The following is a 15,955-nucleotide window of genomic DNA, read 5'->3' on the forward strand; positions in this document are numbered from 1 at the left end:
GGCTTGGACCTGCTGGTCCATTTTACGCGCCCCGGAGATCAGTACGCCGTGCCGCCGTCCGACCAGTTCGTGTCGCCGAAGTCCTCCTCGTCCACGGCCTCGCGGCGCGGACGAGGTTTCGCGACCGGCTCGACGTCCACGACCACCGGCGGCTCAGGCTCAAGCGCAGGCGCGGGCGGCTCCCCGTCCGGCCAGACGCACGGCGAGGTCGCCCCGAGGTAGAGCTTGCCGAGGTCGTTCGCCTGGATCGACAGGTCGAAGCCGTCGGAATCGTTGCGCGCGAACACATACTGGTCCGCGGGCCGCTTGTCGGCGAGCACGGTGAAGCCGTGTCCCTGCCACCACGCGACGACGGCGTCGAAACACTCGCCGAAGACCGCCGGGTCCAGCCCGGTCACCTCGTAGGTCGCCGAGATCTCGTAGCGCCCGGCCGGGCCGTCGTCGGTCGGGTCGGCGCATTCGGACCGGTTGCGCGAGAACAGCTTCCGCCCGGCCGTGGCCGGAAGGGCCGCGAAAGCCCGGTCGAGGTGCGCCTCGACCAGGTCCTGGGCCTGGTGTTCGGTGATCGTGGGGTTCATGGCTCCACCTCCGGGGAGCGGGCCGCCGCTCACGCCGGCTTCCCCGCGATGATGCGGCCGAAGCTGCGTAACGAAGGATTGTTGTCCTCCCAGTATTGACTGTGCGCGGCGCCGCTCAGCCCGCCCTCGTACCAGGGCCCCTTCGTGCCGGGCGCCGAAGCGAACACCTGCCCGCCGAAATCGGCATCGGCCGGCGACGGGCCGAGTGCGACGTCGTGGCCAGGGATGCCGATGTTGGTCAGCTTGATCATGTCGTGCTCGGCGACGGTGGAGTGCACGTGCTGCCCGACGTCGGCCTGGCTGATGCCGTCGAGGTGCAGCTGGTTCGCGTGGTCGACGCCGACGCCGGGGCTGGCGACGAAGATGAGGTCGTCCGCGTTCAGCCCGCCGTCGCGCGCGGCGTGGCCGACCACCGTGGTCCCGTAGCTGTGGCCCACCACGGTGTTGTGCGAAGGCGGCCCGTCGTGCGAGGCGCGCAGGCCGTCTTCGAACCCGGACAACGCCGCCTTCCCGTCGTCCGCGTACTTCTCGCTGGCCGCGTCCCACAGCTCGTTCGGCGCGTCGTAGCCGACCCAGGTGATCACCGAGGTCGACGGCGAGCCCGCCGTGGTCGCCGACTGCCACATCTTGTCCGAGCGGTCGAGGTCGCCGCCGATCTTGGCCAGCTCGCTGCCGGTGCCGGGCACCGAGGTGGCGACGTTGACCGAGGTGTCCGGGTTGCCGGCCGCGACGATCGCCTTGCCGTCGCCGCTGGTGTCGAGGCCGACGAGGTAGGCCTGCGGATGTCCGGGCCCCGTCCCGTCGAGCCGGGTCCGGATGGCCTCGAGGCCACGCAGCTTCGCCTTCGCGTCCTCACTCGGATCACCCTGTAGCCGGGCCATTTCCCGTTGCAGGACACCACGATTCGCCGCGTCACGGTCGGTCACCGGGATGCCGTCGAGGTTGCGCACGAGGTCCGGGTCGTCCCGCAGGATCGTGGCCTGCGTGGTGTCCGGCAGGCTGTCCCACCACGCGCGGTTGTCACCCGGTGTGCCGCCCGGCGGCGGTCCCTGCGTCGAAAGCCCGCTCTGCGCCGAACCCGCGTCCGCGGCCTGCGCGAGCGAAGTCGCGCCCTGGTCGGTGATCTCCCCGTTCGCGGCGCGGGTGAGGATCGCCGCGAAATCCGCGTCGACGTCCGTGGCCTGGCGCAGGATCTGCTCGACCCGGTCGGTCAGCTCGGTCTGCGCGCGCTGCCGGGCCGCGGCGGCGTCGGACGGCACCGGCGGACCGGGCACGGCGGTGAGCCGGCCGCCGTCGTCGAGGGTGAAACCGTTGTGGGCGGCCAGGTCGTCGGTGTCCCGGACGTACACGCTGAGCCGCTCGACCGCCGCCTGCACCTCGTGCGCGCCGCGCCGCACAGCCGAAGCCTCGGCGACCCGCTGCTCCAGCGCCGTGGTCAGTGCCGTGCCGCGCGCGGTGGCCGCCGTGGCGGCGTCGCCCGTCCAGCCGTCGAACTCGGCCATGCCCTCGACGTCGTCGTTGACCGCGACGAGGCGGGCGCACCGATCGTTCAGCGCGTCCGCCACTCCGCCGAGCGCGGCGGCGTCCCAGCGCCGCACGTCTCCCCAGGTGATCATCGGGCCGCGGCCTTGACGTCGGCGCCGGCGCGGTCTTCGGCACCGCGGTAGCCGCGGGCGGCGTCGTCGAGTTGGCTCCCGTACGCCTCGGCGTCCGAAGCCCACTTCGGCACGGCCTCGCCCCAGACGTCGGACAACCGCGCCGCCGCCGCGACGCTCGTGCCCCCGGACAGCCCCGCGGCCACCTCGGCCAGCGCCCCCGCGAGGTCCACCGGCCGCACCGCCGCGGCGGCCCGGTGCGCCCGGCCCGCCGACTCGCCCACCGAAGCGGGAACCACCTCGAAACCGGCGCTCATGACGCTCCTCCCCCAGCCAGACCGCAAGACGCCCGTACGACGGCGGCACAGCAATCGCGGTTCCCGGAAAGCCGGATTGTCCGTTAACCACCGCTGACCTGGGAAATCTCGCCGTTACCTCATACACATATGTGAACGATAGTCACGTGACTGAATAGTTATCAGCCGGTGTATTGCCCGCCGGTAGGCCGCGTGTGACTGTGTACGGCGAAGTTCGTCGGATCGCGCCGACGGGTACGCGGCTGCACAGCCCGTGACGAGGAAAGGCGTTACGGGCGGGGGAAACAGCCGTCTCGCAGCCCTGCGCTGCGGGTGCCCCGGCACGCGCCGGCGCCCGGAACACCGGCCATCAGTCCCACCCGCCCGATCCCGCTCCGCTGGCCGCCTCCAGCCGAACCGGACCGGCCGGCCAGCCCCAGAAAAGAGACGGCTCGGTTATGACACAGACAGCCGCGGCGCGGCGGCCCATCAACAGGACCACGTTGTACTTCTTCGGTGCCCTCGGCGGCATCCTGTTCGGCTACGACCTCGGGGTCATTTCGGGGGTGCTGCCGTTCATCGGCAAGGCCTGGAGCCTGACCGGGTGGGACAAGGGCGTGATCACCGCCAGCCTGTCGGTCGGCGCGATCGTCGGCGCGCTCTTCTCCTCGCGGTTGAACGAGAAGCTCGGCCGCCGCCGCACGATCATGGTGGCCGCGGTCATCGTCATCGTCGGCACGGTGGCCGCGAGCGTTTCGCCGACCTTCGCCCTGCTCATCATTTCCCGGCTGGTGATCGGCGTCGGCATCGGATTCTCCTCGTCCACCGTGCCGACCTACCTGTCGGAGCTGGCGCCGGCCCGCCTGCGCGGCGCGATGGGCGCGCTGAACCAGATCTTCATCGTGCTCGGCATCCTGATCGCGTTCCTGGTCAGCTACGGCCTCGGCCCGTCCGGCAACTGGCGGCTGATGTTCGCCGGCGCCGTCGTGCCCGCCGTGATCCTGCTGGTGGGTTTGATCTTCCTGCCCGAGACGCCGCGCTGGCTGCTCGCCAAGGGCCAGGAGGACGCGGCCCGGTCCGTGCTGATCAGCTCCCACGGCAGCTCGGTGAACGTGGACGAGGAGATCGGCACCATCCGCGAGGTCATCCGGCTCGACACGGAGAGCGCGAAGACCCGGTTCCGCGACCTGGTCACGCCGATGGTCCGGCCGATGCTCGTGGTCGGCCTGCTGCTCGCCATCGGCCAGCAGTTCAGCGGCGTCAACGCGGTGAACGCGTACTTCCCGACCATGCTGATCGGCCTCGGCTTCGCCACGCAGGCGGCGCTGCTGTCCGGCGTGCTGCTGGGCGTGACCAAGTTCCTGTTCACCGCGTGGGTGGTCTTCGTCGTCGACCGCTGGGGCCGCAAGCCCCTGCTGCTGATCGGCAACGTCATCATGGTGATCACGCTGATCGCGGCCGGGCTGGTCGTCTACCTGGTCCACGACACCAGCACGAAGGGCATCCTGATGCTCGTCGCGATGGTGCTCTACCTGGTGGGCTACGAGCTGGGCTGGGGCGCCGTGGTCTGGGTGATGATGGCCGAGGTGTTCCCGCTCAAGGTCCGCGCCGCGGGCATGGGCATCAGCAGCGTGGTGCTGTGGGCCGCGACCGGCATCATCAGCGCGATCTTCCCGATCATCGCCGACCCGGGCGCGCTCGGCATCGGCGGCTCGATGTTCCTCTTCGCGGGCATCAACGTCGTGCTGTTCGGCCTCACCAAGTGGCTGGTCCCGGAGACCAAGGGCCGCACGCTGGAGCAGATCGAGCTGGACCTGCGCGGCGGCCACAAGGGGGCCGTGAAAACCGCCTGACCGCTTCGACTTGACGCCGACCACACGCGGCCGGGCACGGACGGGACTCTTCCCGTTCGTCCCGGCCGCGGGTGTTTTCGGGTCCACTTCGGACAGATTTCGCGATCGTGCTTGGCACGGGCGCGAGCGCGGTGCTGTACTGCCTGCCTGAGCCCGAGGAGGTGGCGCCGTGACCGAGGTCCCCGGCCGTTCGCCGTCGGGCCGGCACCGGCTGCCCGACCGCGGCGAAGCGCCGTCGGTGCGCCCCTATGCGCGCGACCGCATCCCGCCGCGGACCGCGCACCAGCTCCCGCTGGAGACATTGGTCTCGACCACTGAGCTCGGCCGCCGGCTGCGGCGGCTGCTGTGGGAGCAGTACGCGCGGGTGTGCGAGCTGTGCGCGTCCACGACGTCGGTGGTGGAGCTGTCCGCCCATCTGGGCCTGCCGCTCGGCACCACCCGCAGGCTGGTCGAGGACCTGCTGGCGGAGGGGCTGCTGCGCGCGCACCAGCCGGTCGCCGCGTACGACTCGGAAGCCCGCACGGAGGTACTGGACCGCGTGCTCGACGGGCTGGACCGGCTGTAGGACTCGGTTAAAGTCGGCCGGGTGACGGCAGTGACAGCGGTGGACCGGCTCGACCGGTGGATCAGGACCGAATTCGTCGAGTACAACACCGCGCTCGAGGAGGCGTACTTCGCCGAACGGCGGGAGATCGTCTGCGATCGGCCCGAATTGGAGAAAATCAAACAGGCCGTGGTGATCGAGGGCGGCCGTCTGATCGGCGCGGTTTCGGGGCCGTTGCCGATTTCGCCTCGGGAAAAATACCAGCTGCTGGGCATGGTGGGCTTTTACCTGGCAGCCTGCCGCCGGCACGAGTCCGCGGAGCCGGTCGATCCGTCCGCCTGGTCGCTGGCCCAGCAGCTGGGCTCGGCACTCGGTGTGGCGCCGCGATTCGTTTTCGCGCACCAGGCGCTGTACAACCCGGCCGTGCGGGACCGTTACCAGACTTTCACCTCATTGGCGGACGAGGCCGTTTTCCTGACCGGCAACGGACTCGCCGTGCTCGCCTACCAACGGGCCGCCGACGCGCTGCGCCGCGTTCCGCCCATGGGCGTCTCCAACCCCTTGACCACCTATCTGCTGGAAACCGCGCTTTCCGCGTTGGACGACGTGCTGCGGTTCAACCGGGACCTCGGCAAGACGCTGGACGTCGACCGGTTCTTCTTCAACATCCGGCCGTACTTCAAATCGCACCGCGTCGGCGCGGTCGAGTACCGCGGCGCCAACGCCGGCGACTTCTCCGCGATCAACGAGATCGACCTGCTGCTCGGCCTCTGCGACGCGCGGGATCCCTTCTACCAGAACGTGATCGCGGAGAAGTACGCCTACGTCGCGCCCGAAGACCAGGTGCTGCTGCGCGCCGTCGTCGACGAGGAGCCGCTGCTGGCCAAGTTCCTGCGCGAAGCCGAATCGGGGGCCGGCCCGCGGTTGCGGCAGAACGCCGAGCTGTTCCTCGCCGTCTGCCGCGCGCACGGTGCCGCCTACACCTATCACCACCACCGGCTCGTCAAGCCGTTCCTCGTGGCCCCGGCGGAAAAAGCGCCCGCGGACCGGCTGACCGGGATCACCGCGAGCGGGCCGCCGCTGGACGTGGTCGTCGCCGGGCTTTCGCGGCTGAGCGACCTCCGCTCGGCGCGGGACCGGCCGGGGGTGCCGACCGCCCGTCCATCGCTGGATCGCTTGCGGTCACTGGTTTCCACTACCTCGGCGCAGTAGCCTCAGCAGTGCAGCAGCAGGCTGGTGATGGCACTGCAGGAGCGCGAAGCCTTGTCGTTGACGGCGTTCGAGTCGGCCGGTGAGCTCTGCTGGCGCTGGGCCGTGGTGGTGAAGGTCCCGATGGTGAGCAGCCCGGCGGTGACGGTGAAGCTCGCATTGGCCGAGGACCCGGACGGGATCGAGGCGACGGCACAGGTCACCGTGCGCCCGGAAGCCGTACAGGACGAGGATTTCGAGAACACCAGGCCCGAGGGCAGGTTCGCCTGGAGCTTGACGCCGGTCGCCGCGTCCGGGCCGTGGTTGGCGGCGGTGATCGTGTAGGTGATCTGCGAGGTCAGCACCCCGGCCGGCGAGGCGGCGAGCGCCACGCTGACGTCGGCCGAGCCGGCCGCCTGTCCGATGGTGAGCGCGGCGCCGTCGAGGATGTCGAACGCGTAGTTGTCGCCGACGAATTGGTCCTGCAGCGTCAAAGTACCGAGCGGCGCGGTGTCCTTGACCTTGAGCGTGAAGGTGACGGTGGCGCTCTGCAGCGGGGCGAGGTCCCCGACCACGGCGCGGTAACTGCTGCCCAGCGCGCCGCAGGCGACGGTGCAGGAGACGATGTCGGCGACGTCGGTGATCGCCGCTTCCTTGCCGTAGAGCGCGGGCTTGGCGCCGGTGACGGTGAAGTTCTCGGGGTTGTAGATCGTCTCGGTGACGGTGAAGGTCGCACCACGCTGCAGCGCCGTCTGGCTCACGGTGATCGCGCTGGTCGGCGTGTCGGCCAGCGCCGCACCGGGCGTCACGAGCACCATCGCGACGGCGGCCGCCACCATGGACACAATGGCGATACTTCGCCGGCGTCTTCGCAGGTTCATGTCTTCCCTATTTCTTCCGGGGGATACCGCTCTGACATTTCGGAAGGCAGGTGGAAAAGGACAACTGCCCATCCGTCGTCGGAGATCGCCGGTTCGTTACAGCGTGTTCCGACGGTGTCACCCGGACCACGGCGGCGCGGCCCGGTGTGGGTCCGGCCGAGCCCCCAGACCCGGCCGGACCCCGGCCGTGCGCCCGGCTCACCAGCCGGACCGTTTCCCCCGCGGATTGTCACCATTTCTTGCCGGCGCCCCGAATCGGGAATCGCCGAGCGCGACCCCTCGCCGCCACCGTCCGAAGAAGGGCTCCCCCTCCGCGACCGGGCCCGGACCACCGCACTCCCGACTGGCAGCACCTCGACTGCCAAGATCGCCATCCCGTTCCGCCGAGTGTGGACAGCCCGCTGCCTGCTTCAGACAGCCCGGCCTCGAGACTCGGCTCGACCCCCAGCCCCAGAGCGGGCAGCAAGCGCTCAACCCGGCCGCCGACCGGTAGCAAGCCCCAGCCCAGCCCCGTGCCTCAGCCCGGCCGCAACGCACTCGGCCCGGCGCCAAGCCCCAACCCGGCAGCAAGCGCTCAGCCCAGCCCGATGCCCCAACCCGGCAGCAAGCGCTCAGCCCGGGCCGGTGCCTCAGCCCGGCAGCAAAGCGCTCAGCCCAGCCCCAAGCCCCAACCCGGCAGCAAAGCGCGGCCCGATTCCTCAGCCCGGCAGCAAAGCGCGGCCCGGCTCGATGACTCAGCCCGGCAGCAAGCGCTCAGCCCGGCCCGATTCCGCAGCCCAGCAGCAAAGCGCTCAGCCCAGCCCGATGACCCAACCAGGCAGCAGAAGCACCAGCCCGGCACCGAACTCAGTCCGGCAACAACGGCACCTCCATCCCCGCCTCGGCTCCCAGCAGCGCCGCACGGGTGACCGCTCCGGCGCCGAAGCGGTTCCGCACGCCGTCCAAGGTGAGGTCGAGGGCGTCACTGTCGGCGGCTTCGAATGGCAGCACCAGCTGGACCGCGCCGTCACCGTCCAAATTGGACAACGAGACCCCGATCAGCGTCAGCCCCCGGTCGTACACCAGTGACTGTGACTCGGTCAGCAGGCGGCGGACCGCGGCCAGGATCGTCTCCGTGTGGTCCGTCGCCTCCGTCAACGTCCGCGAACGGGTGGCGCGGCCGAAGTCCGTGAAGCGCATGCGCAGGACCACCGTGCGGCAGACGCGCTTCGCCGCGCGCAGGCGGCGGGCGAGGCGATCCACGATGCCCACCAGGATCTCGTCCAGCTCCGCCATGGTGCGGCGACGGCGGCCGAGCGCGCGCTGGGAGCCCATCGAACGACGGCGCCGGCCCGGCTGGACCGGGCGGGGATCGCGGTTGTGGGCCAGCGCGTGCAGGTGCAGGCCCGGTCCCCGGCCCAGCAACGACACCAGGTCCACCTCCGGCATCGCCGCCACCTGCCGCACCGTCTGGATGCCCCGGTCCCGCAGCTTCGCCGACGTCACCTTCCCCACGCCCCACAACCGCTCCACCGGCAGCGGGTGCAGGAACTCCAGCTCACGGTCGTGCGGCACCACCAGCAGCCCGTCCGGCTTCGCGACGCCGCTCGCGACCTTCGCCAGGAACTTCGTCCGCGCGACACCCACCGTGATCGGCAGGCCGACCGCGCCGAGCACCTCCGCGCGCAGCCGCGCCGCGATGCGCGACGGAGTGCCCGAGATCCGCAGCAGCCCGCCGACATCAAGGAACGCCTCGTCGATCGACAACCCCTCCACCATCGGCGTGGTGTCCCGGAAGACCTCGAACACCGCCTTGCTCGCCGCGCTGTACACCGACATCCGCGGCGGCACCACCACGGCCTGCGGGCACAGCCGACGGGCCAGCGCGCCGCCCATCGCGGTGCGCACGCCGCAAGCTTTCGCCTCATAACTCGCCGCCAGCACCACGCCGCCGCCGACGATCACCGGGCGGCCGCGGAGCCGGGGATCGTCGCGCTGCTCCACCGACGCGTAGAACGCGTCGAGGTCGGCGTGGAGGATGGGGCCTTCGCTCGTCATGAACATATGTTCGCATCGAACCCCGACAAAAACCGGGATCCCGTCACCCCAATGGAGCAATCGATGCCGAAATCGCGGACGTCCCCCTGCGCCGGCCGGGTCGTTCCCCGCTGGTCAGCGTGCAGGTCAGGCGCGGGGCGGCCTAGGGTTCTCACGTGCGGCTGGTGCTGTTCGACCTCGACAACACCCTCGTCGACCGGGCTGAGGGCGTTCGCCGGTGGGCTTGGGAGTTCTGCGCGGAACACCGGCTCGGCGAGGAGGACGCCGACTGGCTGGTAGCCGCCGACCGCGACGGCCTCGAGCCACGGGAAGCGTTCTTCACGGCGGTCCGCGAACGGTTCGCGCTGCACGAAACCGTGCCGCAGCTCCTCGAAGACTTCCACGAACGGCATCCCGCGCTGATCCCTGTGGCGCCAGGAGTGCGCGGCGGCCTGCCCCGGCTGCGCGCCGCGGGCTGGCGGATCGGCATCGTCACCAACGGCGACGCCGAGCAACAGCTCGCCACCCTCGTGTGCACGGGTCTCGCGGGACTGGTCGACGGCTGGGCGATCTCCGCGCACGAAGGCGTCGGCAAGCCCGACCGGCGGCTGTTCGAGATCGCGGCCGGCCGCTGCGAGGCCCCGCTCAAGGGCGGGTGGATGGTCGACTCCGCCGCGGCGGACATCACCGGCGGCCGCGCCGCGGGCCTGCACACGGTGTGGGTCGACCGAGGCCGCCGCTGGCCCGAGGACGACGGCGCCCCGGACCACGTCGTCGGCGACGCGGCCGGGGCGATCGAACTGCTGCTGCGCTGAGGCTCAGGACTCGGTGTCGATCTTCCAGACGCCGTTCTCCTGCACCATCCGGTAGCTGTGGTGGTTGGTCACGCTGCTGCCGCCGGGCTTGACGTAGGTGACGTCCGCGGTCAGCGTGTCGGGCCCGGTCGTCTTCACGTTCGCCACCGAGACGTCGCTGTATCCCTTCCAGTAGTTCGTGTAACTCTGCAAGGTCTGCTTCCGTTTGGCGAGGAAAGCCTTTGACAGCAACGCGAACCCGGCGTCGGTGTTTCCCGGGAGCAGGCCGAAGTAGTTCTCCAGTGCCTGCGCGGTGGTCTGCGCCGGAGCCACGCTGGACGAGGCCGGCGCGCTGGAGGACGTCGGGGGCGCCGAAGGCGAGCTGGGCGACGCGGGGGCGCTCGGCGAAGGGGAAGGAGCAAGCGACGGGGAGCTTGACGGCGAGCCGCCGGCGGTGTTTCCGGTGGTGCTGTTGCGGTTGACGAGCACGATCACCACGACCAGGACCACCACGAGCAGCGCGCCGATCCCGGCGAGGAGCATCGAGCGCCGTCTTCGGTCCACCGCCGGATCCTCCGGTGGCGCCGGCGCGGCCGAAGCCGAGGAAGCCGAAGCGGCCGCAGCAACAGGCGCGGCGGCCGGAACCTCGACGGGCTTGGTCCGGGGCAGCGTCAACGGCTCGGGAATCGTCGCGACCGGGGTAACGCCGCCGTCGAGGCTGCGCAGCTCGACGAGCACCTCCGCCATCGTCGGCCGGTCCTCCGGCTTGAGCTCCAGCAGCTTCAGCAGCAGCGGCTCGAGCCGTCCGGCCTGCTTCGGCGGGTCGATCTCGCCGCTGGACACGCGGTACAGCAACGCGATCGCGTTGTCGGCCGTGCCGAACGGCGGCACGCCCTCCACCGCCATGTACAGCGTGGCGCCGAGCGCGAAGACGTCGGAGGGGAACGTGGCCTCTTCGCCGCGCGCCGCCTCGGGCGCGAGGAACGCGGGCGTGCCGGAGATCTCGCCGGTGGCCGTCAGCGTCACGTCGCCGACCGCGCGGGAGATGCCGAAGTCGGTGACCTTCACCGTGCCGTCTTCGCCGAGCAAGATGTTGCCGGGCTTGACGTCGCGGTGCACGATGCCCGCCCGGTGCGCGGCGGCCAGCACGCCGGCCAGCTGCACGGCGACCGGGATGACCTCGTCGACGGTCATCGAGCCGTCTTCGTGCAGCTTCGCCGAAAGGCTGCGTGAAGGCAGGTATTCCATGATCAGCCACGGCCGGTCCTCGTGTTCGACCACGTTGAACACGGAAATGGCGTTCGGGTGCTGCAGCCGGGCGGCGATCCGGGCCTCGCGCATCGCGCGGTTCTTGGCCTCCTCGACCTTCTCCTCGCCCTGGTTCACGGGCATGAGGAGTTCCTTCACCGCGACCACGCGGCCGAGGATCTTGTCCTCCCCGCGCCAGACCATGCCCATGGCGCCGCTGCCGATGAGCTCGACGAGCTGGTAGCGACCGGCGACTTGCCGGCTCTCCTCGGTCAACGGACTAACCCCTCGGTGCGGCGTTCACGGACGGCGACCACCAAGTTTTTCACGCCCCGGAAGAGGCGGTCCAGACGACCCACCCGAGCTGCCGGGGGTTGCTCCACGTGGCCGAACCAGGACACTCTGATCATATGAGCCCGGCTGCCCCCACGTTCCGGAATGTGTTCGGTGTGACCGAATTCCGGGCGCTGTGGCTGGCCCACGTGCTGTCCGTCGCGGGTGACCAGCTGGCCCGCGTGGCGCTGACGGTGCTCGTGTTCGACCGTACGGCATCGGCGGGCTGGGCCGCGCTGACGTACGCGCTCACCTATCTGCCGGATCTGCTCGGCGGCGCGCTCGGCGGGCTCGCCGACCGTTACCCGCGACGGTCGGTGATGGTGGTGGCGGACGTGCTGCGGGCCGCGCTCGTCGCGGTGATGGCGATCCCCGGGCTGCCGTGGCCGTTCGCCGCGGCGCTGCTCGTGGTGGTCCAGCTGGCGGCGGGCCCGTTCCAGGCGGCGCGCCAGGCCGTGCTGCCGGACCTGCTGGGCGAGGACCGGCTGCCGGTCGGCCAGGCGATCCTGTCCTCGACCTACCAGGCCGCGCTCGTGATCGGCTTCGGCGCGGGCGCGGCGGTGGTCGCTTGGCTCGGGGTGGCGGGCGCGCTGTGGGTGGACGCGCTGACGTTCGCCGTCTCGGCGCTCGCGCTGCGCTGGGGGCTGCGGCCCCACCCGGTCGAACGGGTGATTTCGCCCACGCCGCAACGATTGTCCCAGTGGGCGGCACTCGTCGCCGGCTGCCGGCGGGTGGCGCGGGACCGGAAACTGCGGTCGCTGCTGGCGATCGCCTGCTGCTGCGGGTTCTACGTGATCCCGGAGGGGCTGGCGGTGCCGATCTCCGCCCAGCTCGGCGGGACGGCGGTGCTGGGCTGGCTGCTCGTCGCGAACCCCGTCGGCACGGTGCTGGGCGCGTTGCTGATCAGCCGGCTCCCGCGGGCGCGGCAGGTGCGGCTGCTGGGCCCGCTCGCGGTGCTGACCAGCCTCCTGCTGCTGCCGACGGGCTGGTCGCCGGGGCTCGTCCCGATCGTCGTGCTGTGGACGCTGTCGGGCATGTGCTCCTCGCACGACCTCATCACGCAGGTGCAGTACAGCCTCGCCGCGCCGGCGGAGCAGCGCGGCCAGGTGATCGGCGTGGCGATCGCCGCGCTGCGGGCCTCGCAGGGAGTGGGCATCGCCGCCGCGGGCGCGCTCACGCAGGTCCTCGCGCCGACCGCCGTGGTCGGCGTGGCGGCGGCCGCCGGGGCGACGGCCGCCGCGCTCGCCGCCACGGCCTGGGCACGCGCGGTGCGGTCCCGCCGAAGTCCCGTCGGCGGAACCACACCACCCGCGGCCGGTTGACCGGTCCGCGCGCCCGGGTGTCGTCTCGTTCACCTCCCCGGACCGGATCGGGTGCTCGGCTGATGGCTCGTCCTCATCGGGTCCAGTTGTTGTCACGCCGGGTCCAGTTGTTGTCACGCACGCCTTTCACCTCCTCGCCACGGTTTCCTGCGCCGGATGGCGGGCTTCAGCGGGTCCAGTTGTTGTCACGGCGGGTCCAGTTGTTGTCGCGCACGGGCTTGCCTCCTCTCGATTCGTGCCATCACGGCCGGTAGCGGCGATTACGTCCAGTTGTTGTCGCGCATGATCGGCACCTCCTTTCCCACTCAGTGGATGCCCAGGTCGACCGGGGGTTTACCACCGATCGTCGTCACGCACAGTCGTCACCTCCCCTTCGCGACGCCCGGGCGCTGGGCTGTCCGGGCGAAATTGCCCGGGCTGCTCCCATAGTCCGGGCCACGAGCGTCACATGAAGCCCCTCGTCGTTTACGGTAGAAAGCCAACCGGGTGAGGTGAAGAGTGCGCCGAGGAACAGACCGGCCGGACAGCTGGTTCACGGGCTGGCGGCTTTGGCGGTTGCCTCACCGCGTACGCGCGTACGTACTGACGGTGAACGTCGTCGCGGTGGCCGTGTCGGTGGGCACCGCGTGGCTCGCGCCGGTGCGCCACCAGGATCTCGTCCGGTTCGGCGTGCTCGCCGTGTGCGCGGTCGCCGCGATCGAGGCGACCCGGCGCATCGAGCGCCAGCGCGAGTACAACCGGGCGCCCACGGTCGCGTACGTCGACACCAAGGCCGTGTGGAGCATCGCGGCCGTCATCGCGCTGCCCGCCGTGCTCGCGTCGGCGATGGTCGTGCTGACGTACGCGGTGGCGTGGTGGCGGATCTGGCCGCGCGAACGGCCCGTGCTCCCCCACCGCTGGATCTTCTCCGCCGCGACCGTGCTGTGCGGCACGCAGGCCGCCGTGCTCGTGCTCAGCCTGGGCCTGCACCACTACCCCGGCATCCCGGCCTCCGGTTTCGGGCCCGGCCTCGGCGACCTCGCCGTGATCGCGCTGGCCGCCGTGCTGCGCTGGGCGATCAACACGGTGCTGGTGATGGTCGCGATCGGGCTGTCGAGCAGCCCGCGGTCGATCAGCGAGCTGTTCTCCGGCTTCGGCGACCAGATCCTGGAGGCGGGCGCGATCGGCCTCGGCCTGGTCACCGCCACACTGCTGGTGCTGGCCAACCCGCTGGTGCTGGTGGGTGTGGTCGTCGCGCTCGTGGCGCTGCACCGCGGCCTGCTGCTCACCCAGTTCCAGCGCGACGCGCGCACCGACGTCACCACTGGCCTGGCCACCAAGCGCTGGTGGCGCACCATCGCCGAGCAGTACCTCGAGCGCGCCCGGGCGGGCCACGGCACCGTCGGCGTGCTGCTGCTCGACCTCGACCACTTCAAGGCGATCAACGACACGTACGGCCATCCGACCGGCGACCTGGTGCTGCGCGAGATCGCCATCGCGCTGCGCGACGAGGTGCGCGAGCAGGACGTGTGCGGCCGGTGGGGTGGCGAGGAGTTCGCCATCGTGGTGCCGAACGTGCCCAGCATGGAGCACCTCGGACTGCTCGCGGACCGCATCCGCCGCCGGGTCCCGCGGGTCGCGGTGGTCCTGCCCGACCGCGACACGGTGATCAGCGAGGTCACCGTGTCCATCGGCTGTGCCGTCTACCCCGCAGAGCACCTCACCGGCGTCGACGACGTGCTGGTGGCCACCGACACCGCGCTCTACCGGGCCAAGCAGGCCGGCCGCAACCGCGTGGAGCTAGCCACGGGCTGACGGGCCGAGCCAGGTCTCCAGCGCCTCGGCCAGGCCGTCGCCGGGCCCGGCCCAGGCGACGTACCCGTCGGGCCGCACGAAGGCCGAAAGCACCACGTCCGCGAAGGCCGCCGCACGAGCCTCGATCACCGTCAGCCGGTCCGCCCACCGCGCGGCCACCTCGCCGCCGAAGCCGCCGTCGAGGAACACCGCCCGGCCGGACGCGAAGTGGGAAGCGAGGGTGCTGCCGTCGGTCAGCGGCAGGTCCGGCACGCGGTGGCCGACCAGCGGGTGCCCGCCCGGCAGGTCGTAGTGCTGCCAGACTCCGGCGATCCGCTTGACCACGAACGTCGCCCCGTCACGGGTGTCCAACAGCTGGCCGACGACGGTGCGCAGGGCGTCCGCGCGCGGACCCCGCTCCAGGCTGAGCGCGGTCTGCGCCATGCTCCACTCCTGCACCCACCGGCCGATCGGGTGCCGCTCGGCGACGTAGCTGTCGAGCAGGTCCGCCGGCGCGTCGCCGCGGACCACGGCGGCCAGCCGCCAGCCGAGCCCGAACGCGTCGCCGAGGCCCAGGTTCAGCCCCTGCCCGCCCGCGGGCGAGTGGACGTGCGCGGCATCGCCGGCCAGCAGCACGCGCCCGCGCCGGTAGGTCTCCGCCTGGCGCGTCACGTCGGTGTAGCGGGTGGCCGTGTGGACGGCCGTGACGGTCACGTCGAGTCCGCTGACCCGCCGCAGGCTCGCCTCGATCTCCTCGGCCGTCACGTCGCCGTCCGGGACCGGGCTGATGGGCTCAACGGTGTGCACTCGGGTGTCGCCGCCACCCCAGCCGCCGACGATGTACGAGCCGCCGGGTCCGTGCCGCCAGTCGTCGGCCTCGCCGAGGCCTTGAACGTCCACAGTGGCCTGTCGACCGAGGAAAACCGCTTCCACGCCAGGGAATCCGATGCCGGCGATCTTGCGAACGGTACTGCGTCCACCGTCGCAGCCGACCAGCCAGCCGGCGCGCACCGAGGTCCCGGACTCCACCGTCACGCCGGTTTCGTCCGCCTCGAAACCTGTGACGGCGGCCCCGCGCCGGATCTCCGCGCCCAGCTCCTCCGCGCGTGCGGCGAGGACGTCCTCCAAGTCCTGCTGGGCAATGACACCGGCGCCGTACAGCTCGGCCGTCATCTCCGGGTCCTCGAAGTCGAGCCGGTCGGCCCGCACCCCGATGCCCGCGAAGTGCCCGGCGAACGCGGGTCCGAACGGCGTCGGCGAGCCGTCGCGCGGCGGGGCCTCCGGCCGGATCTCCTTGGGGTCGAACCAGGACAGCGCCGCCGCGCTCACGGCGGGCAGCAGCCCACGCAGGTGCAGGGCCGCGGCCGTCGGCGTGTTCACCGACCGCGCCCCCATCGACCCGACCCGCCAGGGCCGCACCACCTCGGCGTCGCGCTCCAGCACCAGCACACGGGCCCCGCCCAGCCGCAGTTCCGCGGCCAGCAGCAGCCCGGCCGGACCCGCGCCGGCCACCACCACGTCGTAGGCCACGACC

General features: G+C 71.4%; 13 protein-coding genes. 6 read left to right on the forward strand and 7 right to left on the reverse strand.

Going from position 1 to position 15,955, the window contains the following annotated elements; translation table 11 throughout:
• Positions 1-38 precede the first annotated feature (38 nt).
• Genes BMY97_RS24450 through BMY97_RS24460 form a run of 3 tightly spaced genes read right to left on the reverse strand, consistent with a single transcriptional unit; the run spans position 39 to position 2,490 of the window.
• Positions 39-578 (reverse strand): hypothetical protein, encoded by a 540-nt coding sequence (locus BMY97_RS24450; RefSeq protein ID WP_091620201.1) that lies wholly within the window; start codon positions 576-578, stop codon positions 39-41.
• Between the two features lie 29 nt (positions 579-607).
• On the reverse strand, positions 608-2,194 hold the full coding sequence (locus BMY97_RS24455; RefSeq protein ID WP_091620204.1) for an alpha/beta hydrolase: 1,587 nt from the start codon (positions 2,192-2,194) through the stop codon (positions 608-610).
• The gene (locus tag BMY97_RS24460; RefSeq protein WP_091620207.1) at positions 2,191-2,490 is read right to left on the reverse strand and encodes a hypothetical protein; all 300 of its coding nucleotides are present in this window, start codon (positions 2,488-2,490) and stop codon (positions 2,191-2,193) included. Before BMY97_RS24460 ends, BMY97_RS24455 begins: the two co-directional genes overlap by 4 nt.
• 437 nt (positions 2,491-2,927) lie before the next feature.
• Here BMY97_RS24460 and BMY97_RS24465 point away from each other — a divergent pair, with 437 nt between their 5' ends.
• From BMY97_RS24465 to BMY97_RS24475, 3 genes are all read left to right on the forward strand, one after another.
• Positions 2,928-4,322, forward strand: coding sequence for a sugar porter family MFS transporter (locus BMY97_RS24465; RefSeq protein ID WP_091620209.1), 1,395 nt, complete (start codon positions 2,928-2,930; stop codon positions 4,320-4,322).
• Positions 4,323-4,491: 169 nt separating this feature from the next.
• Complete coding sequence (locus BMY97_RS24470; protein ID WP_091620212.1) at positions 4,492-4,887, forward strand: DUF742 domain-containing protein; 396 nt, start codon at positions 4,492-4,494, stop codon at positions 4,885-4,887.
• Between the two features lie 21 nt (positions 4,888-4,908).
• Positions 4,909-6,078 (forward strand): monodechloroaminopyrrolnitrin synthase PrnB family protein, encoded by a 1,170-nt coding sequence (locus tag BMY97_RS24475; protein WP_091620215.1) that lies wholly within the window; start codon positions 4,909-4,911, stop codon positions 6,076-6,078.
• Between the two features lie 2 nt (positions 6,079-6,080).
• Here BMY97_RS24475 and BMY97_RS24480 read toward each other — a convergent pair whose 3' ends face one another.
• Positions 6,081-6,935 (reverse strand): hypothetical protein, encoded by an 855-nt coding sequence (locus tag BMY97_RS24480; protein WP_245787470.1) that lies wholly within the window; start codon positions 6,933-6,935, stop codon positions 6,081-6,083.
• 846 nt (positions 6,936-7,781) lie between these two features.
• Positions 7,782-8,978, reverse strand: a complete 1,197-nt coding sequence (gene dinB, locus BMY97_RS24485) for a DNA polymerase IV (RefSeq protein ID WP_091620218.1) — start codon at positions 8,976-8,978, stop codon at positions 7,782-7,784.
• A 149-nt stretch (positions 8,979-9,127) separates the two neighbouring features.
• Here dinB and BMY97_RS24490 point away from each other — a divergent pair, with 149 nt between their 5' ends.
• Entirely contained in the window at positions 9,128-9,766 is a 639-nt protein-coding gene (locus BMY97_RS24490) for an HAD family hydrolase (protein WP_091620220.1), read from the forward strand.
• 3 nt (positions 9,767-9,769) lie between these two features.
• Here BMY97_RS24490 and BMY97_RS24495 read toward each other — a convergent pair whose 3' ends face one another.
• Positions 9,770-11,269: a serine/threonine-protein kinase gene (locus tag BMY97_RS24495; RefSeq protein ID WP_091620223.1), complete on the reverse strand. Its 1,500-nt coding sequence runs from the start codon at positions 11,267-11,269 to the stop codon at positions 9,770-9,772.
• A gap of 134 nt (positions 11,270-11,403) precedes the next feature.
• Here BMY97_RS24495 and BMY97_RS24500 point away from each other — a divergent pair, with 134 nt between their 5' ends.
• Both BMY97_RS24500 and BMY97_RS24505 read left to right on the forward strand, forming a co-directional pair.
• Positions 11,404-12,648 carry an MFS transporter gene (locus BMY97_RS24500; protein ID WP_091620227.1) on the forward strand — a complete coding sequence of 415 codons (1,245 nt, stop codon included), beginning with the start codon at positions 11,404-11,406 and terminating at the stop codon, positions 12,646-12,648.
• Between the two features lie 582 nt (positions 12,649-13,230).
• On the forward strand, positions 13,231-14,442 hold the full coding sequence (locus BMY97_RS24505; RefSeq protein ID WP_245787481.1) for a GGDEF domain-containing protein: 1,212 nt from the start codon (positions 13,231-13,233) through the stop codon (positions 14,440-14,442).
• Here BMY97_RS24505 and BMY97_RS24510 read toward each other — a convergent pair.
• Positions 14,428-15,951: an FAD-dependent monooxygenase gene (locus BMY97_RS24510; RefSeq protein ID WP_218156856.1), complete on the reverse strand. Its 1,524-nt coding sequence runs from the start codon at positions 15,949-15,951 to the stop codon at positions 14,428-14,430. The two genes, BMY97_RS24505 and BMY97_RS24510, sit on opposite strands and share 15 nt — an antisense overlap.
• Positions 15,952-15,955 lie beyond the last annotated feature (4 nt).

The organism is Amycolatopsis saalfeldensis, assembly GCF_900110575.1.
GTDB classification, from domain to species: Bacteria; Actinomycetota; Actinomycetes; order Mycobacteriales; family Pseudonocardiaceae; genus Amycolatopsis; species Amycolatopsis saalfeldensis.

What these genes read in the sequence shown, in the direction of transcription:
- BMY97_RS24450 (WP_091620201.1), bottom strand. Translation starts at nt 578, where the DNA reads ATGAACCCCACGATCACCGAACACCAGGCCCAGGACCTGGTCGAGGCG.
- BMY97_RS24455 (WP_091620204.1), bottom strand. Translation starts at nt 2,194, where the DNA reads ATGATCACCTGGGGAGACGTGCGGCGCTGGGACGCCGCCGCGCTCGGC.
- BMY97_RS24460 (WP_091620207.1), bottom strand. Translation starts at nt 2,490, where the DNA reads ATGAGCGCCGGTTTCGAGGTGGTTCCCGCTTCGGTGGGCGAGTCGGCG.
- BMY97_RS24465 (WP_091620209.1), top strand. Translation starts at nt 2,928, where the DNA reads ATGACACAGACAGCCGCGGCGCGGCGGCCCATCAACAGGACCACGTTG.
- BMY97_RS24480 (WP_245787470.1), bottom strand. Translation starts at nt 6,935, where the DNA reads ATGAACCTGCGAAGACGCCGGCGAAGTATCGCCATTGTGTCCATGGTG.
- dinB (WP_091620218.1), bottom strand. Translation starts at nt 8,978, where the DNA reads ATGTTCATGACGAGCGAAGGCCCCATCCTCCACGCCGACCTCGACGCG.
- BMY97_RS24500 (WP_091620227.1), top strand. Translation starts at nt 11,404, where the DNA reads ATGAGCCCGGCTGCCCCCACGTTCCGGAATGTGTTCGGTGTGACCGAA.